Here is a 20,174-nt window from a genome sequence, read left to right as displayed (position 1 = left end):
ATACTATACCGGCTGGTTCACTAATGTCCGCGTTGCAACAGTATGTTGCCGGCGCGTTCCCCCCGGATTTCTTTTCAGGTCCTGTACCTCATGAAAAACATGCGTTGGTTGGGCGTAGGCGTACTGGTCGTGGTGTTGGCAGCGTGCGGCAAGCAGGCCGCCGAGCCGGTGGCGGCCATCCCGGTGCTGGTGGTGCATCCCACCACGCAGGATGGACAAGCCGCGGCCGCCTACCCCGGCGAGGTGCGTGCCCGCCAGGAAAGCCCGCTGTCGTTCCGCGTTGGCGGCAATCTGGTCAAGCGCCACGTCGACGCCGGCGAGCGGGTGAAGAAGGGCCAGCTGCTGGCCGAGCTGGATGCGGCCGACTACGCCTCGCAGGCGGCGGCGTCGCAGGCGCAGCTGGCGGCGGCGGAAGCAGACCTGGTGCGCGCTCGCGATGACCAGAAGCGCTACGCCAAGCTGGCTGAAGATCAGCTGGTGAGCCGCTCGGCACTGGACCAGCAGACGGCGGCGTTCAAGGCCGCGCAGGGCCAGGCCAATGCCGCCCGGGCCAACCTCGCCGTGGCCCGCAACCAGGCCGAGTACGCGCAGCTGCGCGCGCCCGCCGATGGCGTGATTGCCAGCCGCCAGGCCGAAGCCGGGCAGGTCGTGAGCGCGGGGCAGACGGTGTTCACCCTGGCCGCCGACGGTGGCCGCGAGGTGCTGATCGCGCTGCCGGAAAGCAACATCCGCGACTACAAGGTCGGCCAGTCGGTACAGGTGGAACTGTGGAACCGCCCGGGCCAGTTGCTGCCCGGCACCCTGCGCGAGATCGCCCCTGCTGCCGATGCACAGGCCCGCACCTATGCCACCCGGGTCAGCCTGGCGCCGGAAGCGCTGAGCGAAGTGGAACTGGGCCAGAGTGCGCGGGTGTTCGCCACCGCCGGGCGCAGCGGTGCGTTGCAGCTGCCGCTGGCGGCCGTACTGCGCGGCAGTGATGGCAAGGCCAGCGTGTGGGTGGTCAATCCGTCCAATGGTGCGCTGAAGGCAACTCCCGTGCAGGTCGGTGCCTATGGCGCGCAGGCCGTGCCGGTCGTGTCCGGCGTGGGCGCGGCGGACTGGGTGGTCGCTGCCGGCGGCCATTTGCTGCGCGAAGGCCAGGTGGTGACGCCGGTCGATCGCCAGAACCGCCCGGTGCTGGCACCGTCGGCCGCCACGCCGGCGCCGGCCGCAGGCAAGGGGCACTGACCCGTGCGCCGCTTCAATCTCTCCGAATGGGCGCTGGGCAACCGTGCGCTGGTGTTGTTCGCGATGCTGGCGTTCGCCGTCATCGGTGCCTGGTCGTACAAGCACCTGGGCCAGTCCGAAGATCCGCCGTTCACCTTCAAGGCGATGGTGGTACGCACGATGTGGCCGGGCGCCACCGCCGAGCAGGTCTCGCGGCAGGTGACCGAGCCGATCGAAAAAGCACTGATGAACACCGGCGAGTACGAGTTCATCCGCTCGTACTCGCGCCCGGGCGAATCGCAGGTGATCTTCATGGCGCGCGACAGTCTGCGCTCCAAGCAGATCCCTGACCTGTGGTACCAGGTGCGCAAGCGCGTGGGCGATATCCGCGCGACGCTGCCGAGGGAAATCGTCGGGCCCTTCTACAACGATGAGTTCGGCGACACGTTCGGCAACATCTATGCGCTGACCGGCGAAGGCTTCGACTACGCGGTGATGCGCGACTATGCCGACCGCATCCAGCTGGAGCTGCAGCGCGTGCCCGACGTCGGCAAGATCGACCTGGTCGGCCTGCAGGACGAGAAGGTGTGGATCGAGCTGTCCAACACCAAGCTGGCCACGCTGGGCGTATCGCTGCAGCAGGTGCAGCAGGCATTGGCCGACCAGAATGCGGTCAGCGCCACCAGCTTCTTCGAAACCCCGACTGACCGCGTGCAGCTGCGCGTGACCGGGCAGTTCGATTCGATCGAGGACATCCGCAGATTCCCGATCCAGGCCGGCGAACGCACGCTGCATCTGGGCGACATCGCCGAGGTCAAGCGCGGCTTTGCCGACCCCTCTTCGCCGAAGATGCGCTTCATGGGCCAGGATGCAATCGGCCTGGCGGTGGCGATGAAGGACGGCGGTGACATCCTCAAGCTCGGCGCCACCCTGGATGCCGAGTTCGAACGCCTGCAGAAGACCCTGCCGGCCGGCATGCAGCTGCGCAAGGTGTCCGACCAGCCACATGCGGTGGAAGAGTCGGTGGGCGAGTTCGTGCAGGTGCTCACCGAAGCGGTGGTGATCGTGCTGCTGGTCAGCTTCTTCTCTCTGGGCCTGCGTACTGGCCTGGTGGTGGGCGTGACCATTCCGCTGGTGCTGGCGATGACCTTCTTCGTCATGCACTACTTCGATATCGGCCTGCACAAGATTTCGCTGGGTGCGCTGGTGCTGGCACTGGGCCTGCTGGTGGACGATGCGATCATCGCGGTGGAGATGATGGCCACCAAGATGGAGCAGGGCTACGACCGCCTGCGCGCGGCCAGTTTCGCCTGGGAATCCACCGCCTTCCCGATGTTGACCGGCACCCTGATCACTGCTGCCGGCTTCCTGCCCATCGCCACTGCCGCATCGAGCACCGGTGAATACACCCGCTCACTGTTCCAGGTGGTGACCATCGCGCTGGTGGTGTCGTGGATCGCGGCAGTGCTGTTCATCCCGTACCTGGGCGACAAGATGCTGCCGGACCTGTTCAATCCGCAGCTGCCCAAGCCGGACAGTCTGGCCGGCCGTTGGCGCGCCAAACGCCTGCAGTGGGCTGACCGCCATCCGTCGCTCGCGCGCTGGATCGCTCCGAAGGAGCATGCGCACGATCATGATCCGTACCAGCGGCCGTTCTACACCCGCTTCCGGTCGTTCCTGGATACCTGCCTGCGCCAACGCTGGTGGGTGATCGGTGCGACCATCGCACTGTTCATCGGCTCGCTGATGCTGTTCCGTTTCGTGCCGCAGCAGTTCTTCCCCGATTCGACCCGCCCGGAACTTATGGTGGACATCGAGCTGGCCGAAGGTGCGTCGCTGGCCGCGACCCAGGCACAGGCCGACAAGCTGGAGAAGCTGTTGAAGGGCCGCGAAGGCATCAGCAACTACGTGGCCTACGTCGGTACCGGTTCGCCGCGCTTCTACCTGCCGCTGGACCAGCAGCTGCCGGCCACCAACTTCGCCCAGTTCGTGGTGCTTACCGAAGACGCGAAGGCCCGCGAATCGACCCGCGACTGGATGCTGAAGGAAGTGATAAAGCAGTTCCCCGATGTGCAGATGCGCGTGACGCGCCTGGAGAATGGGCCGCCGGTCGGCTATCCGGTGCAGATGCGCGTGTCCGGCGAGCACATCGCACAGGTACAGGCGATTGCGCGCAAGGTCGAGGCCAAGGTGCGCGAGAACCCGCACGTGATGAACGTGAACCTGGACTGGAGCGAGCCGAGCAAGGTGGTGCGGCTGGTGATCGACCAGGACCGCGCACGCGCGCTGGGTGTCAGCAGTGCCCAGGTCAGCCAGTTCCTCAGCAGCTCGTTGTCGGGCATGAGCGTGAGCACCTATCGCGAAGGCAATCGCCAGATCGAGATGCTGCTGCGTGGCCCGGACAACGAGCGCGCGCAGCTGGACCTGCTCGGCAGCCTGGCGATTCCGACCAGCAGTGGCACTGCGGTGACGCTGTCGCAGGTCGCGCGGCTGGAATACGCGTTCGAGGACGGCATCATCTGGCACCGCAACCGCCTGCCGACGGTGACCGTGCGTGCCGACATCAGTGATGGCATGCAGCCGCTGGATGTGGTGCAGCAGATCGTGCCGACGCTGGATGGCATCCGTGCCGAGCTGCCCAGCGGCTACCTGCTGGAAACCGGCGGCTCGGTGGAGGATTCGGCTCGCGGCCAGAACTCGATCAAGGCCGGCATGCCGCTGTTCCTGATCGTGGTGGCCACGTTGCTGATGCTGCAGCTGCGCAGCTTCTCGCGTGCGGCGATGGTGCTGGTGACCGCGCCGCTGGGCATCATCGGTGCGACGTTGTTCCTGCTGCTGTTCCGCGCGCCGTTCGGCTTCGTGGCGTTGCTGGGCACCATCGCGCTGGCGGGCATGATCATGCGCAACTCGGTGATCCTGATCGACCAGATCCAGCAGGACATCGATGCCGGGCATGACCGCTGGCATTCGATCATCGATGCGACGGTGCGGCGTTTCCGCCCGATCGTGCTGACCGCGCTTGCGGCCGTGCTGGCGATGATTCCGCTGTCGCGCAGCGCGTTCTACGGCTCGATGGCGATTTCGATCATGGGTGGGTTGATCGTGGGCACGGTGCTGACGCTGGTGTTCCTGCCGGCGCTGTATGCGGCGTGGTTCCGGGTCAAACCGGACGAATCCGGGGCGTAATGCCCCGGGTTTCCCGGCCACCGGGCTGAGCCCCCTCTGCGGGGGTGGTTCAGAAGCGGGATCGCTTGTTTGGGCCGGGTGGGTGGGCTGTTCGGGGGACGCCGCAAGTACGTCCTTGTAGGCTTGGCAGCCGCATCCATGCGGCTGACACCCCCGCCCAGCCCACCCACCCGGCCCCTTACAGTTTCCTGCGGCCTCCACCGCAGGAAGAGAAAGAAGAAGAGCGAAAAGCAACAGCAACAGCAACAGCCGCGTGCTGATGGTTGGGGTCGGATCCGTTTTCCATTGGAAAACGGATCCGACCCCTTCGTGTTTTCCGATACACCTCATCCACGCATGGTGTGGATCCACCGGCCGTCACCGGGAAATGATCGGAGGCGGGGAGGGGGCAGATGGCGGGACCGTCCACGGCATGGATGCCGTGGCCGAGCCTACAGGGACGTACTTGCGGCGTGTCCCGCCATCTGCCTCCTCCCCGCCAACCAAGCAACAACCCAGAGCCGCTCTGGCTGTTGCAGTTGCAGTCGCCTCTGCGGGCGCCGGGCAGCCGCCCGGCCGATCACCCCTGCAACTGCAGTCGCTCACGCAGCAGCGGCTCCAGCCAATTCAGGAACACCTGCACACGTTGCGCGCGATGCTGCCGATGCGGCAGCAACAGGGTCACCGGCAGCGGCTGCGCGACGTGCTGCGGCATCACTTCCACCAGCGCGCCCGATTGCAGTTCGGCCTGCACGTCGTAGCGCGGAATCTGCAGCAGTCCCAGCCCCGCGACGCAGCAGGCAATCGATGCCTCGGCGCTGTTCACCCGCACCCAGCCGGTCATCGGCAACGTGCGCAGCTGCGCGCCGTCCTGCCATTCCCAGGGCTCCACCCGCGCCGTGGTCGGCGATGCGTAGTTCACCGCGCGGTGCTGCTGCAGGTCGGCAGGATGCTGCGGTACGCCGTGCTCGTGCAGGTACGCAGGCGCGGCAACGTTGACGAAGTCCAGCTGGCCCAGCGTGCGGGCCACCAGGCTGGAGTCACCCAGCTGGCCCACCCTCAGCACCGCATCGCAGCCGTCCTCGATCAGGTTTACCGCGCGGTCGGTCATGCCCAGGTCCAGCTCGACCTGCGGATGCCGTGCGAAGAAGTCGGGCAGGGCCGGGGCGATGATGCGGCGACCGATCCGGCTGGGCACATCGATCTTCAACAGGCCCTTCGGCTCTGCATCGTCCTGGCGGAACAGCGACTCGGCATCTTCCATTTCGGCGATCAGGCGCAGGCAGCGCACGTAGAAGGTGTCGCCATCGTGGGTGGTGGAAACCCTGCGGGTGGAGCGCTGCAGCAGGCGTGTGCCCAGACGCTGCTCGAGTTCCGCCACGGCCGCCGAGACGGTGGAGCGGGGCAGGCCGAGCTGGTCGGCGGCGCGGGTGAAGCTGGTGCACTCCACCACCCGGGCAAAGATGCGGAAACGCTCGATCCGGTCCATTGTTCGCCCACTCTGGAAAGTTAAGTCAATGTTGCGGGCTTTATCCGCGATTTCTGCACGATATCGTCGTCAGCACAGGGTTGCCAGTCCGGCAGCCCCTTACCGGGACCGATGCCATGACCGACCACCGTATCCAGGGCAAGACCGTGCTGATCGCCGGCGGTGCCAAGAACCTCGGCGGGCTGATCGCCCGCGACTTCGCCGAGCAGGGCGCCAAGGCCATCGTCATCCACTACAACAGCGCCGCCACCCAGGCCGATGCCGAGGCGACCGTTGCAGCCGTGCAGGCCGCAGGTGCAAAGGCCATGGCGTTGCAGGCCGATCTGACCTCGGCCGCGGCGATGGAGCGCCTGTTCGCCGACGCGGTTGCCGCCGTCGGTCGCCCTGACATCGCCATCAACACCGTCGGCAAAGTGCTGAAGAAGCCGATGCTGGAGATCAGCGAAGCGGAGTACGACCAGATGAGCGCGGTCAACGCGAAGACGGCGTTCTTCTTCCTCAAGGAAGCCGGACGCCATGTCAACGACGGTGGCCGCATCTGCACGCTGGTGACGTCGCTGCTGGGCGCGTTCACTCCGTTCTATTCCAGCTACGCCGGCACCAAGGCGCCGGTGGAGCACTTCACCCGCGCAGCATCGAAGGAATTTGGCGAGCGTGGGATTTCGGTGACCGCGATCGGCCCCGGGCCGATGGATACGCCGTTCTTCTATCCGGCCGAGAGTACCGATGCGCAGGCGTATCACAAGACCGCCGCGGCGCTGTCGGCGTTCACCCGTACCGGTCTGACCGACATCGCCGACATCGTGCCGTGGATCCGCTTCCTGGTGACCGACGGCTGGTGGATGACCGGGCAGACCATCCTGGTCAATGGTGGTTACACCACAAAGTGACGCAGGGTGAGGTGTCATTGAGCCGGGTCCATGCCCGGCTCGTCCTGCTCTGGCGACGCGGGAATTCTGCGTTGCACAGGTTGCGCAGGCACAATGTGCGACTGTTCCCGGGCTGGAGTGCCTGCCATGTTCCCCGCGTCCCTTAGCACATCGTTCCTGCTGCTGGCGCTGGTCGGCACTGTCGATGTGAATGCAGCGAGCGGTGATCCTGAGGCCGCCCGCTTCCAGCGGGACCTGCTTGCAGTTCTCGAATGCCGTGCCGGTGCAGACACCCAGCAGATCGTCGCCAACACCCTGCGTGCCGCACGCTACGGTGACCCGGACAGGCGTCCGTTGCATCTGCGTGACTGGCACTTCGAGCACACCGGAGACACCGGCGATGCTGCGGTGACCGTGATCGATATGCCGGTGCCATTGACTCTGCAGGGCGTGCAGACCCGCCGCGTTTTCGCAGATGACCAGGGATTCTCCATTGCCATCGATGCTGCGGCTCGCGATCGGATCGTTGCCAGCCATGGCCTGCAGCTGCGGTCGAGCACACTGCGTGAGCCGTTCAAGGTGTGGTCCGCACAATCCGTCGATGGCAGCGTGTCGACCTCGTCCATCATGGTGCGCAGTGTTGGCGATGAATATCGATTGGGATGCGCCGCGCCACATGTCGGGACGCAAGTCGCGCGGTCACCGGATCGACAGCAGCGCGCTGATGCCAATGACCTCACAGCGGCCATCGAGTGCCGCGCCGACGATGCGACCCTGGACCGCGTCGAGCGCGTGCTGCAGCAGGTGATGGAACAGCCGCAGAGTGGATGGCCGGCAGAGGTGCGCACCGTTTCAGCACCCACGCATGCGATCAACGGCACGGTGCTTCCTGTCTTCCAGATCGAATTGCAGACGCCGCTGCAGATCCAGGGGGTGGCCACCGACAGGTTGCTCGTCGCACCTGCTGGCCTGTTTGCTGCGGACCTCGGCAGGGTCAACGTGGCAAGTGTGTTGCTCGACGCTGGCCTGAACGCTGCTGATCAGCAGGCCGGCGTGCAGGTCTGGCAACGCGAAGCTTCACGTAGCGGACTGCCGTCGGCCAGCATCCGCATCAATGAACGCGTGGTGGCCAGAACTGACGACGGCACTGTCCTGACCGGATGCAGCAGCTCGCAGATGCGCAAGGCGGGGAGCGATCCAAAGAACGTGAACATCCCGCACTGAGTGAAGCAGGGCGGGATGTGCAGAGAAAGGGTGCCGGGCGCAGCCCGGTACCCTGGCGACTCATCCCAGCTTGGTCAGAACCGCGTCGGTCGCCGCCGCAGTACTCACTGCCGAACCCTTCGCCGCCAGATCCGCAGTGAACACGCCATCGTCCAGCACCGCGTGCACCGCCGCTTCCACCGCTGCGGCTTCGGCGTCCAGCCCCAGCGAATGGCGCAGCAGCATCGCCGCACTGAAGATCGTCGCGTACGGGTTGGCGATGCCCTTGCCGGCGATGTCCGGTGCCGAACCGTGGATCGGTTCGTAGATGCCGACCGCTCCCGGCTCGCCCAGCGAGGCCGATGGCAGCAGGCCCAGCGAACCGGCCAGCATCGACGCTTCGTCGGTGAGGATGTCGCCGAACATGTTCTCGGTCACGATCACGTCGTACTCGCGCGGCTTGGCCAGCAGGTGCATGGCCATCGAATCGACCAGCTGGTGTTCCAGCGCGACGTCCGGGAATTCCTCGCGGCCGATGCGCGCGGCCACGTCACGCCACAGGCGCGAGGTTTCCAGTACGTTGGCCTTGTCCACCGAGGTGACCTTGCCGCGACGCTGCTGGGCCAGGCGGAAGGCACTGCGCAGCACGCGCTCGATCTCGGCCACGGTGTAGCGGCACAGATCGCTGGCGCTGTCGGCATCGCGGGTCTTGTCGCCGAAGTAGATGCCACCGGTCAGTTCGCGCACCACCACGAAGTCCACGCCCTGCAGCAGCTCGGCCTTGATCGGCGAGGCGTGCAGTGCGGCTTCGTGGGTGCGCACCGGACGCAGGTTGGCATACAGGCCTAGCGCCTTGCGTATTGCCAGCAGGCCCTGTTCCGGCCGTACCTTGGCGTTCGGGTCGGACCACTTCGGGCCGCCCACCGCGCCCAGCAGCACCGCGTTGGCAGCCTGACAGGCGGCCAGGGTCGAGGCTGGCAACGGCTCGCCGTGACGGTCGATGGCGATGCCACCGATATCGTGCTCGCTGAAGGTAAAAGTGTGGTTGAAGCGTTCGGCGACGGCGTTCAGTACGGCGACCGCAGCGGCGGCCACTTCCGGGCCGATGCCATCACCGGGCAGGACAACAATCTCAGCGTGCATGCTCACTCTCGTAACGTTCGATTTCAGGGACACGGCCCAACAGATAACCCAGCTGATCGACGCCTTCCAGCAGACAGGTCTGCGAGAAGCCGTCCAACGGGAAGGAGTAGACGCGGCCATCGGGCGTGCGCAGTTCGCGCGCGGCCACGTCAATGGTCAGCTCATCGTCCGGGCGCTGCATCAGCACCTGCACGTCGGCTTCGTCCAGCACGATCGGCAGCAGGCCGTTCTTCAGCGAGTTGCCGCGGAAGATGTCGGCGATCTCGCTGCTGACGATGGCGCGCAGGCCGAGGTCGGTCAGCGCCCAGGGTGCATGCTCGCGCGATGAGCCGCAGCCGAAGTTGCGCCCGGCCAGCAGGATACTGCGGCCGGCGTTGTGCGGCTGGTTGAAGGCGAAGTCGGCCACCGGGGAGCCATCGGCCTGCCAGCGCCAGTCGTTGAACGCGTTGCGGCCCAAGCCGGCGCGCTCGGTGGTGGACAGGAACCGGGCCGGAATGATCTGGTCGGTATCGATATTGGTCTGGCGCAGCACCACGCTGGCCGAACGCAGGGTACGGAAGCCGCTCATCAGGCCACCTCCTGTGCGAACAGTTCACGGGCATCGGCCACGTGGCCCTGCACGGCCGCCCAAGCGGCACTCATCGGCGAGGCCAGCAGGGTGCGCGAGCCCGGGCCCTGGCGGCCTTCGAAATTGCGGTTGCTGGTGCTGACTGCCAGTTGGCCGGGGGCGACCAGATCGCCATTCATGGCGATGCACATGGAACACCCCGGCTCGCGCCACTCGGCACCGGCCGCTCGCACGATCTCGTGGATGCCCTCGGCCTCGGCCTGGCGCTTGACGATTTCAGAGCCGGGGACTACCAGCATGCGCACGCGCTCGGCGACGCGACGACCGCGCAGCACCTGCGCCACTTCGCGCATGTCGCTCAGGCGGCCGTTGGTGCAGGAGCCGACGAAGACCACGTCCACCGGTGTGCCGGCCAGCGTCTGTCCCGCCTGGAAGTGCATGTAATCCAGGCCCTTCTGCGCGGCGGCATCGTTGGCCGCCGGGATCGGCGCGTCCACCGCGATGGCGGTGCCGGGGTGGGTGCCCCAGGTCAGGGTCGGGCGGATGTCGGCAGCATCGATGTGCACCTCGCTGTCGAAGCGCGCGCCTTCATCGCTGCGCAGCTGCGTCCAGCGGGCCACGGCGTCGTCGAAGTCGGCGCCCTTCGGCCCGCGTGGCGTTTTGGCAACGAAGTCGAACGTCACCTGGTCGGGAGCGACCATGCCGGCGCGTGCACCGGCTTCGATCGACATGTTGCACAGGGTCATGCGCTGTTCCATGTCCATCGCTTCGATGGTGCTGCCGCGGAACTCGATCACGTGACCGGTGCCGCCATTGACGCCGATCACGCCGATGATGTGCAGCACCACGTCCTTGGCGCCGACGCCGGGTGCCAGATGGCCATCGACGGTGATCGCGAAGGTCTTCGCCTTGCGCTGCAGCAGGCACTGCGTGGCCAGCACATGGCCGACTTCGCTGGTGCCGATGCCGAAGGCCAGCGACCCGAATGCACCATGGGTGGAGGTGTGGCTGTCGCCGCAGACGATGGTCATGCCGGGCTGGGTGAAGCCCTGTTCCGGGGCGATCACGTGGACGATGCCGCGATTGTCCGAGGCCATGTCGAACAGCTCGATGTCGTGCTCGGCGCAGTTGCGCGCCAGCATGGCGACCTGCGCTTCGGAGGCAGCGCTGGCGTAGGGCAGCGTACCGTCGGCGGCGGCTGGCAGGGTCGGCGTGGAATGGTCCATCGTCGCCTTGGTCCGATCCGGACGGCGCGGCTTCAGGCCGCGTTCGCGCAGTTCGGTGAAGGCCTGCGGCGAGGTCACCTCATGAATCAGGTGCAGGTCGATATACAGCACGGCGGGCGCGCTGTCGGTTTCGGGAACCACCACGTGGGCGTCCCACAGTTTGTCGTACAGGGTGCGGGGTGCGGAAGTCATGCGTTTGCCTGGCAGGAGTACGAAGTAGCGGACATCTAAGAGAAAGTAACAGGGTCAGGTCAGCGCCGACGCGCGAGCACGCGCAGGCGCACGTAGTCGGCCAGCGGCTGGCCAGCGGCGTTGCGCGGCAGATCGGCCAGCAGGGCGGCGGCGGCATCGCGCACGGTGGCGCGCGCGTCGGCCGGCAGGTCGTCCAGCAGCGGTGCGGCGAACACCCGCAGCCAGCCGGCAACGCCGGTCGGCAGCGCGGTCGGGCGTGGCAGGCATTCGATCAGCTGCACCTGGAAGCCATGCTGGCGCAGGCGTTCGGCGTAGGCATCGGCGCTGGGGAAGTACCACTGGAATGCGCTGGCACCGTGGCCATGGGCGACGCGCGCGGCCTGTACCGCCGCAACGATCGTGGCCACGTTGCCATGACCGCCGAACTCGGCGACGAAGCGGCCGCCGGGGCGCAGGGCGCGGCGCACGCCTTCCAGCACGCGATCCGGGTTGGGCATCCAATGCAGCGCTGCGTTGCTGAACACCGCATCGAACGCGCCGTCGAAGGTCAGGGCGTGGCCGTCCATCACCTGCGCATCGACACCCCGTGCACGGGCGGCGATCACCATTTCCGGTGAAGCATCGACGCCCTGCAGGTGTGCGCCGCTGAGGGCCAGTTCGGTGGTGAGCACGCCATCGCCACAGCCCAGGTCGAGGATGCGCTCGCCGGCCCGCGCGTCGAGCAGGCGCGCTACGGCGCCACCGAGGGTCGGCACGAAGCCGGCATCGATCGCATAGTCCTGGGCATTCCACTGCTGGCCAGCGCTGCTGGTGGCGGTTGCGGTGTCGAAGGCGCTCATCTTGGATTCCTCAGGCGGTGGCGGTGGCAGGTGCTTCAGTGCTGACGCCGGCGTTGGCCTGGCGCTGGCGCAGCAGGCGGTTGGCTACGTCCAGCCAGGCCAGCGCGGAGGCTTCGATGATGTCCTTGCTGGTGCCGGTGCCGTCGTACTCGACGCCCTCGTGACGCACGCTCAGATTGGCTTCGCCGCGCGCATCGGCGCCGATGCCGACGCTGTGCACGTGGTAGCTGTCCAGCATCAACTGCACGCCGGTGGCGGCCGACAGGGCGCCGAACAGGGCATCGACCGGGCCATCGCCCTGTGCGGTCTCGGCCACGCGGTTGCCGTCCGGGTCGGACAGTTCGACCAGCGCATTGGCGCGGCTGCCGACATCGCTGATGGTCATCGAGGCCAGGCGGTAGCCCTGCGCGTTGGAGCCGCCCTGCATCAGTGTCTGCAGGTCGGCGTCGGTGACCACACGCTGCTGCTCGCACAGGCCCTTGAACTGCTCGAACACCAGCTTCAGCTCGTCTTCTTCCAGCCAGAAGCCCAGTGCGCGCAGGCGCGCTTCGACGGCGGCGCGGCCACTGTGGCGGCCCAGCACCATCTGCGAGTCCTCCCAGCCCACGTCTTCCGGACGCATGATTTCGTAGGTGCCGCGATGGCGCAGCATGCCGTGCTGGTGGATGCCCGATTCATGGGCGAAGGCATTGGCGCCGACGATGGCCTTGTTGCGCTGTACCGGCATGCCGACCAGGCGCTGCAACAACTGCGAGGTGCCGACGATGCGCGGGGTGTCGATGGCGGTGTCCTGCTCGTAGAAGGCCTGGCGCACCTTCAACACCATCGCGATTTCTTCCAGCGAACAGTTGCCGGCGCGTTCACCGATGCCGTTGACGGTGCATTCGACCTGGCGCGCGCCACCTTCGATGGCGGCCAGTGAGTTGGCCACGGCCAGGCCCAGGTCGTTGTGGCAGTGCGCGCTGAAGATCACGTTGCCCGCGTTCGGCACATCGGCGACGCCCGCGATGACCTGCTGGAACATCGTGCGGATTTCTTCCGGCGTGGTGAAGCCGACGGTGTCGGGCAGGTTGATGGTGGTGGCGCCGGCAGCGATCGCCACGCGCGAGACCTCGATCAGGTAATCCAGCTCGGTACGGGTGGCGTCCTCGGCGGAGAACTCCACGTCATCGATGTAGGAGCGGGCCAGCGCTACGTGCCTGTGTACCGATTCCAGTACCTGCTCACGCGTCATCCGCAGCTTGTGCTCACGGTGCAGCGGGCTGGTTGACAGGAACACATGCAGGCGCGGGTTGGCCGCCGCTTCCAGCGCACGCGCCGAGGTCTCGATGTCCGCCTGCAGGCAGCGCGACAGGACCGCCAGGCTCAGGCTCGGGCGGCGCAGTTCGCGGCCGATCAGGGCCATCGCTTCGCGGTCGGACTGCGAGCTGGCCGGGAAGCCGGTCTCGATGATGTCCACGCCCAGTTCGTCCAGCGCACGCGCCATCACCAGTTTCTGCGGCGGGCTCATGCTGCAGCCGGGGGACTGCTCGCCGTCACGCAGGGTGGTGTCGAAGATGCGGATGCGCGGGGTGGTAATTCGTTCGATGGTGGTCACAGGGAAATCTCCTCGACAGCGGGTGCGACGGCTTGCAGGGGGGAAGGGGAAAGCGTTGGGAAAGCGGTGGCGGTCGCCTTGGCGGGCGAACGCGGAGTTTCTGCCCGGCGTCGGCGCGGTTTGCGCGGCGGACGCGGACGGATATCGGTGAGCAGGCCGGCGAGCACGCCGGCATCGATGTTGCCGCCGGAGACGACCGCGCACTTGCGGCGGCCGGCGACGCGACGCCCGGCGGCCAGTGCCAGCGCACCGGCGCCCTCGGCGATGATGTGTTCTTCCAGTGCCAACCGCACCAGGGTCTCGCGCAGTTCGGCTTCGCGCACGATCACCACATCGTCCAGCAGCGAGGTGCACAGGCGGCGGGTCAGGAAGCCGGGAATCTTCACCCGCACGCCGTCGGCCAGCGACGGCACAGGATTGATCTCGCGCACGTCGCCGCGGATCGCGCGGGCCATCGAATCGACACCTTCGACCTGCGCGCCGACGATGCGCACACCCTGCGACTTCAGCGCCAGGGCGACACCGGAGGCCAGGCCGCCACCGCCGATCGGTACGATCACCACGTCCGGCGCATGCGCGGCCAGCTCGATGCCGACGGTGCCCTGACCGGCGATGACATCGGCATCGTCGAACGCGGACAGGAAGCGGTAGCCGTGGCGCTGCGCCAGCTCGACAGCGAACGCGTAGGCCTCGTCATAACTGTTGCCATGCTGGCGTACCGTCGCGCCCCAATGGGCGACGCCAGCGATCTTGGTGGCCGGTGCGCCATGCGGCATCACGGCAATGGCCGGCACATCCAGGCGATAGGCGGCCCAGGCGACGCCCTGGGCGTGGTTGCCAGCCGAGGCGCAGATCACCGGCCGGGTATCGCCACGTTCGCGGGCGGCCAGCAGGGCATTCAGCGCGCCGCGCACCTTGTACGAGCCGGTGCGCTGCAGGTTCTCCAGCTTCAGCCAGGTGCCGAAGCGCTCGGCATGATGCAGCGGCGTGGGCGGCAGGAAGCGGCGCAGGCGGGCCTGCGCAGCCAGTACGTCGGCAACGGTTACGTCGCCGACATCGCTTTCCGTGCTGGCATCAGCGGCCGGCATGGGCCACCAGCAGGGTGTTGCCGACCAGCGCCTGCGGGCACGGGCGGCGAAGAAGACGCCTCCGTACCGGCACCGTGGTGAATACGGTACGGGCGTTCATGCGGATACTCCTTCCAGTGCGGTCATCTGCACCGAAACACAGTCGTAGATCTTTTCCATCTGCCGGCACAGTGTTTCCGGCGGGCGCTGGCTGTCCACCACCAGTTGCAGGTGCCAACGGCCATCGTCGGCGGCCACCGGCGCACCGGTGATCGCGCGCGGTGCGAAACCGCGGCGTTCGGCCATGCCGATCACGCGCAGCAGCGCGCCCTCGGCCGGTTGCAGCACCAGGTCAAGCCGGTATTGCATTGGGGATCTCCTGGCGTGCATGTGCAGGGTTGCTTTCCAGCATGGTGCTGTTGGCGGTATTGGGCGGCACCAGCGGCCACACGTTCGCGCGTGCATCGATGGCCACGTGCAGCAGGGCCGGGCCGGGCTCGGCCAGCAGTGCGGCCAGGCCACCTTCGACGTCATCGCGCGCATCGATGCGCGTCGCCGCGATGCCGAACACCTTGGCCAAGGCCACGAAGTCCGGGTTGTCGGACAGGTCGATCTCGCTGTAACGCTCGGCGAAGAACAGCTCCTGCCACTGCCGCACCATGCCCAGCGAACTGTTGTCCAACAGGATGATCTTCACCGGCAGGCGGCAGCGGGCGATGGTCGCCAGCTCCTGCACGTTCATCATGAAGCTGCCATCGCCGGACACCAGTACCACGGTGCGCTCAGGGCAGGCGAACTGCGCGCCCATCGCCGCCGGGAGGCCGAAGCCCATCGTGCCCAGCGCACCGCTGGTCAGGTGGTTGCGCGGATGATTGAAGCGGCAGTGCTGCGCCACCCACATCTGGTGCTGGCCGACGTCGCAGGCGATCACCGTATCGGACGGTGCCAGCTCGCTCAGGCGCTTCAGCAGCGCCGGGGCGTAGATGTGCTGGCCCGGTGCGTCGTAGCGTGCGGCGAAGCGATCGCGATGCTGTGCGCAGCGCTTGCGCCATGCGTCCTGGTGGGCCTTGGGGGAGGGGAAGGCCGCACGCAGGGCGCGGATGGCGTGGCCGACGTTGCCGGGCACGGCGACATCGGCGCTGCGCAGCTTGGAGATCTCGTACGCATCGGCATCGATGTGCACCACGCGGGCGAACGGCGCGAACTCGGCCAGCTTGCCGGTTGCCCGATCGTCGAACCGCGCACCCAGCACCAGCAGCAGATCGCTCTCCTGCACGGCCATGTTCGCTGCACGGGTGCCATGCATGCCCAGCATGCCCAGCGACTGCGGGTGCTGGGGAGGCAGCGCGCCCAGCCCACGCAGGGTCATCACCGTGGGAATGGCGCTGGCTTCGACGAACGCGCGCAGGTCCTGCACGGCATCGCCCAGGGCAATGCCACCACCGGCATAGACCACCGGCTTTTCGGCCGCGGCCAATGCGGCGATGGCTTCGGCGATGGCGGCGTCGGCGGCGGCCGGCGGCGGTTCGACGCTGGCCGGCACATGCGCCGGCAGGTGGCTGGCATCGGCCAGCTGCACATCCTTGGGCAGGTCGATCAGCACCGGTCCGGGACGGCCCTCGCGGGCGATGCGGAAGGCATCGGCCACCACGCGCGGCAGATCATCGACGCTGCGCACCAGCCAGCTGTGCTTGACGATCGGCATCGTCAGGCCGAACACATCCAGTTCCTGGAACGCATCGGTGCCCAGCAGTGGCGTGGCCACCTGGCCGGTGATGCAGACCATCGGCACCGAATCGAGCATCGCATCGGCGATGCCGGTGACCAGGTTCGACGCGCCCGGCCCGGAGGTCGCCACGCAGACGCCAACTTGGCCACTGGCGCGCGCAAAGCCGTTGGCGGCCAGCGCCGCGCCCTGCTCATGGCGCACCAGGATGTGCTTCAGCGACGAATCCACCAGCGCGTCGTAGAACGGCATGATGGTGCCGCCCGGGTAGCCGAACAGCGTACGGACACCCTCGGCCTCCAGCGCCTGGGTCAGCCAGCGCGCGCCGTTGGGCGGCGCGCTGCGGTGTGTGGGAGAGTTCATGGGGGAACCTTGCAGAGCGGGTGGGGGTGCCGCGTTGTTACGCGGCTTGACCTTGCAACCAGACCATCTTGGCGCGCAGTTCCTTGCCTACCTTCTCGATCGGATGCTCCAGGTCGGCCTGCTTGAACCTGTTGTAGTTCGGCAGGCCCGCTTCGTACTCGGCCACCCAGTTCTTGGTGAAGGTGCCGTCCTGGATGTCCTTCAGCACTTCCTTCATGCGCTCCTTGGTACCGGCGTCGATCACCCGCGGGCCGCTGACGTAGTCGCCGTACTGCGCGGTCTCGGAGATGAACTCCAACATGCGCGAGATGCCGCCTTCGTAGAACAGGTCGACGATCAGCTTCAGTTCGTGCAGCACTTCGTAATAAGCGATTTCCGGCTGGTAACCGGCTTCAACCAGGGTCTCGAAGCCCGCCTGCACCAGCGCCGAAGCGCCGCCGCACAGCACCGCCTGCTCACCGAACAGATCGGTTTCGGTTTCTTCCTTGAAGGTGGTCTGGATCAGGTTGGCACGTGCGCCACCCAGGCCGCCGGCATAGGCGAGTGCGTACTCGGCGGCCTTGCCGCTCTTGTCCTGGTAGACCGCCCAGATGCACGGCACACCGCGGCCGATTTCATATTCGCGACGGACCAGCGCACCCGGGCCCTTCGGTGCGACCAGCACCACGTCCAGGTCGTCGCGCGGCTTGATCATGTCGAAGTGCACGTTCAAGCCATGCGCGAACAGCAGCACCGCGCCCTGCTTCATGTTCGGTGCCAGCACGTCCTCGTACAGCTTCTTCTGCACCATGTCCGGGGTCAGCACCGCAACCAGGTCGGCATCCTTCACCGCATCAGCCGGTGCCTTCACGGTGAAGCCATCGGCCTGCGCCTTGACCTCGGTGGGGCCGCCCGGGCGCAGGCCTACCACCACATCGAAGCCGGATTCACGCAGGTTCAGCGCGTGCGCGCGGCCCTGGCTGCCGTAGCCGATGACGGCGATCTTGGTCTGGGGCAGTTCGTTGGTGCTCATGGGGGAGGTTCCTTGCGGGTGGGAAGAAAAAAGACGGCCGGCAGTCGAATCGACGTACCGGCCGGTCAGGGAAAAGCGGGGAGGGCAGCGCCGCGCGTCGCACAGGTACTGCCACCACGAGGATTCGTGGTGCAGCGGGCTTGGGTTGTGCGATGGGCGTTGGTCATGGTGGTTGCGTCTGAAACCAGGTCCTGAAATGAAAAAACCCGCACCTGGGCGGGTGCGGGTTTTGAAGAGTTCCGGTGTATTTGCTGCTTACACGCTGGCTCGTCCCGCACCTGTTGGTTGGGTAATAAGTACGAGCACAAGAATCGAACGCAGCGAGGCGGCGCCGGTATCGGCGGCTTCAATGTGGGTTCGGGGTGGCGTGTTGTGATGCAACATGTGATCGAGAAAACCACAGCCGTTTCGGCGCTGTCAACCCTCGCAGCGATATTCCTGTCAGTTTCCACTGCATGCAGTGCAATCGCTTGTGGCACAAGGATGGTTGCCGCTGAAAGTGTTTCGGTGAACCCGAATTCACTCTTTTCAACGGGTTTTTTGCGCGGATTCCGGATGATTCTGTCTTGCTGGGTGCGGACCAAGATCCGCAGCCACCGAAGGGCGGCCGTCCATGACCTATGCCCGATGGCCCCTGATCGCCGTAGCAGCGAAGATCGGTTACCACCCTTCCATTCGGAACCCGACCGTGTCCCGACGCCTTGCCCGTTCCCTGCTGGTGGCTGCCGTGCTGGCTGCCGTGCCCGTGCTGTCCCAGGCTGCCGACCGCATCACCGGCCACACCTTCGCCACCCGTTCGGAGGTGATCGCCCCGCTTGCGATGGCCGCCACCTCGCAGCCGCTGGCTACCCAGATCGCGCTGGACGTGATGAAGGGTGGTGGCTCGGCGGTCGATGCCGCCATTGCGGCCAACGCAGCGCTGGGCCTGATGGAACCCACCGGCAATGGCGTCGGCGGCGACCTGTTCGCCATCGTGTGGGACCCGAAGACGCAGAAGCTCTACGGCTACAACGGCTCCGGCCGCTCGCCGAAGTCGCTCACCCTGGCCGAGTTCCAGCGTCGTGGCCTGAAGGAGATCCCGGCCACCGGTCCGCTGCCGGTTTCGGTACCGGGCGCGGTGGATGGCTGGTTCGCGTTGCACGACCGGTTCGGCCGCAAGCCGATGGCTGACAACCTGGCCCCCGCCATCCGCTATGCGCGCGAAGGACATCCGGTGGCCGAAGTGATCGCCTATTACTGGGATCGCTCGGTACCGAAGCTGTCGCAGTATCCGGGTTTCAAGGAGCAGTTCACCATCGACGGCCACGCCCCGCGCAAGGGTGATATGTGGAAGAACCCGAATCTGGCGGACACCCTGCAGAAGATTGCCGACGGGGGGCGTGATGCCTTCTACAAGGGCGACATCGCCCACACCATCGGCGATTACTTCAAGAACAATGGCGGATATCTGAGCTACCAGGACATGGCCGACCATCATGGCGAGTGGGTTGAGCCGGTCAGCTGCAACTACCGCGGCTATGACGTGTGGGAGCTGCCGCCGAACAGCCAGGGTATCGCCGCGCTGCAGATCCTCAACGTGCTGGAAGGCTACGACTTCTCGAAGATTCCGTTCGGCTCGCCCGAGCACGTGCACCTGTTCGTGGAAGCAAAGAAGCTGGCGTTCGCCGACCGCGCGCGCTTCTACGCTGACATGGCGTTCCAGCCGGCACCGGTACAGAAGCTGATTTCCAAGGACTACGCCGCGCAGCGTCGCGCGCTGATTTCGATGGACAAGGCGCTGAAGGAAGTACAGCCGGGTACGCCGAAGCAGCTGGAAGAGGGCGACACGATCTACATGACCGTGGCCGACGCCGACGGCATGATGGTGTCGCTGATCCAGTCCAACTACCGCGGCATGGGCAGCGGCATGGCGCCGCCGGGGCTTGGCTTCATCCTGCAGGATCGCGGCGAGATGTTCGTGCTGCAGAAGAACCATCCCAATGGCTACGCACCGGGTAAGCGCCCCTTCCAGACCATCATTCCGGCCTTCATCACCAAGGGCGGCAAGCCCTATGCAAGCTTCGGCGTGATGGGCGGCGCGATGCAGCCACAGGGACACGCGCAGATCGTGATGAACCTGGTGGACTTCGGCATGAACCTGCAGGAAGCCGGCGATGCGCCGCGTATCCAGCACGAGGGCTCGACCGAACCGACCGGACAGGCGACGGCGATGACCGATGGCGGTGAGGTCAATCTGGAAACCGGGTTCCCGTACGAGACAGTGCGTGCGCTGATGCGCAAGGGACACCGCGTGGTGTTTGCCGATGGTCCGTACGGCGGCTACCAGGCGATCCTGCGTGATCCGGACACGGGCGTGTATTACGGCGCGTCGGAGAGTCGCAAGGATGGGCAGGCGGCGGGGTATTGAGGTTTCCCGGCCGCCGGGCTGAGCCCCCTCTGCGGTGGGTTCAGAAGCGGAATAGCTCGTTGGGCCGGGTGGGTAGGCTGTTCGGGGGACGCCGCAAGTACG

General features: G+C 66.6%; 15 protein-coding genes. 5 read left to right on the top strand and 10 right to left on the bottom strand.

Translation table 11 applies throughout. The features are described from left to right. Window positions 1-90 precede the first annotated feature (90 nt). Both HFK18_RS09125 and HFK18_RS09120 read left to right on the top strand, forming a co-directional pair. Window positions 91-1,227 carry an efflux RND transporter periplasmic adaptor subunit gene (locus HFK18_RS09125; protein WP_100553499.1) on the top strand — a complete coding sequence of 379 codons (1,137 nt, stop codon included), beginning with the start codon at window positions 91-93 and terminating at the stop codon, window positions 1,225-1,227. Window positions 1,228-1,230: 3 nt separating this feature from the next. After that, the gene (locus HFK18_RS09120) at window positions 1,231-4,392 is read left to right on the top strand and encodes an efflux RND transporter permease subunit (protein ID WP_180165935.1); all 3,162 of its coding nucleotides are present in this window, start codon (window positions 1,231-1,233) and stop codon (window positions 4,390-4,392) included. A gap of 559 nt (window positions 4,393-4,951) precedes the next feature. Here the strand turns inward: HFK18_RS09120 and HFK18_RS09115 are convergent. Then, the gene (locus HFK18_RS09115) at window positions 4,952-5,860 is read right to left on the bottom strand and encodes a LysR family transcriptional regulator (protein WP_180165933.1); all 909 of its coding nucleotides are present in this window, start codon (window positions 5,858-5,860) and stop codon (window positions 4,952-4,954) included. A gap of 116 nt (window positions 5,861-5,976) precedes the next feature. Between HFK18_RS09115 and HFK18_RS09110 the strand changes: the two genes are divergently transcribed. Continuing rightward, a complete protein-coding gene (locus HFK18_RS09110) occupies window positions 5,977-6,750 on the top strand; it encodes an SDR family oxidoreductase (RefSeq protein ID WP_180165931.1) in 774 nt (257 codons plus the stop codon). Between the two features lie 30 nt (window positions 6,751-6,780). Further along, the gene (locus HFK18_RS09105; protein ID WP_180165929.1) at window positions 6,781-7,953 is read left to right on the top strand and encodes a hypothetical protein; all 1,173 of its coding nucleotides are present in this window, start codon (window positions 6,781-6,783) and stop codon (window positions 7,951-7,953) included. A gap of 60 nt (window positions 7,954-8,013) precedes the next feature. Here the strand turns inward: HFK18_RS09105 and leuB are convergent, their stop codons facing one another. From leuB to ilvC, 9 genes are all read right to left on the bottom strand, one after another. Next, window positions 8,014-9,075, bottom strand: a complete 1,062-nt coding sequence (gene leuB / locus HFK18_RS09100; RefSeq protein WP_180165928.1) for a 3-isopropylmalate dehydrogenase — start codon at window positions 9,073-9,075, stop codon at window positions 8,014-8,016. Beyond that, window positions 9,065-9,643 carry a 3-isopropylmalate dehydratase small subunit gene (leuD, locus tag HFK18_RS09095; RefSeq protein ID WP_100462694.1) on the bottom strand — a complete coding sequence of 193 codons (579 nt, stop codon included), beginning with the start codon at window positions 9,641-9,643 and terminating at the stop codon, window positions 9,065-9,067. Before leuD ends, leuB begins: the two co-directional genes overlap by 11 nt. Further along, a complete protein-coding gene (gene leuC / locus HFK18_RS09090) occupies window positions 9,643-11,061 on the bottom strand; it encodes a 3-isopropylmalate dehydratase large subunit (RefSeq protein ID WP_180165926.1) in 1,419 nt (472 codons plus the stop codon). The genes leuD and leuC overlap by 1 nt, the downstream gene beginning before the upstream one ends. Before the next feature lie 59 nt (window positions 11,062-11,120). Beyond that, window positions 11,121-11,900 (bottom strand): class I SAM-dependent methyltransferase, encoded by a 780-nt coding sequence (locus HFK18_RS09085; protein ID WP_180165924.1) that lies wholly within the window; start codon window positions 11,898-11,900, stop codon window positions 11,121-11,123. Window positions 11,901-11,910: 10 nt separating this feature from the next. Beyond that, window positions 11,911-13,497 carry a 2-isopropylmalate synthase gene (locus tag HFK18_RS09080; RefSeq protein WP_180165922.1) on the bottom strand — a complete coding sequence of 529 codons (1,587 nt, stop codon included), beginning with the start codon at window positions 13,495-13,497 and terminating at the stop codon, window positions 11,911-11,913. After that, window positions 13,494-14,585: a threonine dehydratase gene (locus HFK18_RS09075; RefSeq protein WP_180165920.1), complete on the bottom strand. Its 1,092-nt coding sequence runs from the start codon at window positions 14,583-14,585 to the stop codon at window positions 13,494-13,496. The genes HFK18_RS09080 and HFK18_RS09075 overlap by 4 nt, the downstream gene beginning before the upstream one ends. A gap of 96 nt (window positions 14,586-14,681) precedes the next feature. Beyond that, a complete protein-coding gene (locus HFK18_RS09070) occupies window positions 14,682-14,933 on the bottom strand; it encodes an ACT domain-containing protein (RefSeq protein WP_089236730.1) in 252 nt (83 codons plus the stop codon). Next, window positions 14,917-16,653 carry an acetolactate synthase 2 catalytic subunit gene (ilvG, locus tag HFK18_RS09065; protein ID WP_180165918.1) on the bottom strand — a complete coding sequence of 579 codons (1,737 nt, stop codon included), beginning with the start codon at window positions 16,651-16,653 and terminating at the stop codon, window positions 14,917-14,919. The genes HFK18_RS09070 and ilvG overlap by 17 nt, the downstream gene beginning before the upstream one ends. A 37-nt stretch (window positions 16,654-16,690) precedes the next feature. After that, window positions 16,691-17,665, bottom strand: a complete 975-nt coding sequence (gene ilvC / locus HFK18_RS09060) for a ketol-acid reductoisomerase (RefSeq protein ID WP_099821015.1) — start codon at window positions 17,663-17,665, stop codon at window positions 16,691-16,693. A gap of 688 nt (window positions 17,666-18,353) precedes the next feature. Here ilvC and ggt point away from each other — a divergent pair. Further along, complete coding sequence (gene ggt / locus HFK18_RS09055; RefSeq protein ID WP_180165916.1) at window positions 18,354-20,072, top strand: gamma-glutamyltransferase; 1,719 nt, start codon at window positions 18,354-18,356, stop codon at window positions 20,070-20,072. The last annotated feature ends 102 nt before the right edge of the window (window positions 20,073-20,174 follow it).

This window comes from Stenotrophomonas sp. SbOxS2 (assembly GCF_013416715.1).
Taxonomy (GTDB): domain Bacteria; phylum Pseudomonadota; class Gammaproteobacteria; order Xanthomonadales; family Xanthomonadaceae; genus Stenotrophomonas; species Stenotrophomonas lactitubi.
Note: the sequence above shows the minus strand (reverse complement) of the source record. Positions and strands in the feature narration are given on the sequence as shown.

What these genes read in the sequence shown, in the direction of transcription:
- ilvG (WP_180165918.1), bottom strand. Translation starts at nt 16,653, where the DNA reads ATGAACTCTCCCACACACCGCAGCGCGCCGCCCAACGGCGCGCGCTGG.
- HFK18_RS09070 (WP_089236730.1), bottom strand. Translation starts at nt 14,933, where the DNA reads ATGCAATACCGGCTTGACCTGGTGCTGCAACCGGCCGAGGGCGCGCTG.
- HFK18_RS09110 (WP_180165931.1), top strand. Translation starts at nt 5,977, where the DNA reads ATGACCGACCACCGTATCCAGGGCAAGACCGTGCTGATCGCCGGCGGT.
- HFK18_RS09125 (WP_100553499.1), top strand. Translation starts at nt 91, where the DNA reads ATGAAAAACATGCGTTGGTTGGGCGTAGGCGTACTGGTCGTGGTGTTG.
- HFK18_RS09115 (WP_180165933.1), bottom strand. Translation starts at nt 5,860, where the DNA reads ATGGACCGGATCGAGCGTTTCCGCATCTTTGCCCGGGTGGTGGAGTGC.
- leuC (WP_180165926.1), bottom strand. Translation starts at nt 11,061, where the DNA reads ATGACTTCCGCACCCCGCACCCTGTACGACAAACTGTGGGACGCCCAC.
- HFK18_RS09085 (WP_180165924.1), bottom strand. Translation starts at nt 11,900, where the DNA reads ATGAGCGCCTTCGACACCGCAACCGCCACCAGCAGCGCTGGCCAGCAG.
- HFK18_RS09105 (WP_180165929.1), top strand. Translation starts at nt 6,781, where the DNA reads ATGCCCGGCTCGTCCTGCTCTGGCGACGCGGGAATTCTGCGTTGCACA.
- leuB (WP_180165928.1), bottom strand. Translation starts at nt 9,075, where the DNA reads ATGCACGCTGAGATTGTTGTCCTGCCCGGTGATGGCATCGGCCCGGAA.
- HFK18_RS09075 (WP_180165920.1), bottom strand. Translation starts at nt 14,585, where the DNA reads ATGCCGGCCGCTGATGCCAGCACGGAAAGCGATGTCGGCGACGTAACC.
- ilvC (WP_099821015.1), bottom strand. Translation starts at nt 17,665, where the DNA reads ATGAGCACCAACGAACTGCCCCAGACCAAGATCGCCGTCATCGGCTAC.
- leuD (WP_100462694.1), bottom strand. Translation starts at nt 9,643, where the DNA reads ATGAGCGGCTTCCGTACCCTGCGTTCGGCCAGCGTGGTGCTGCGCCAG.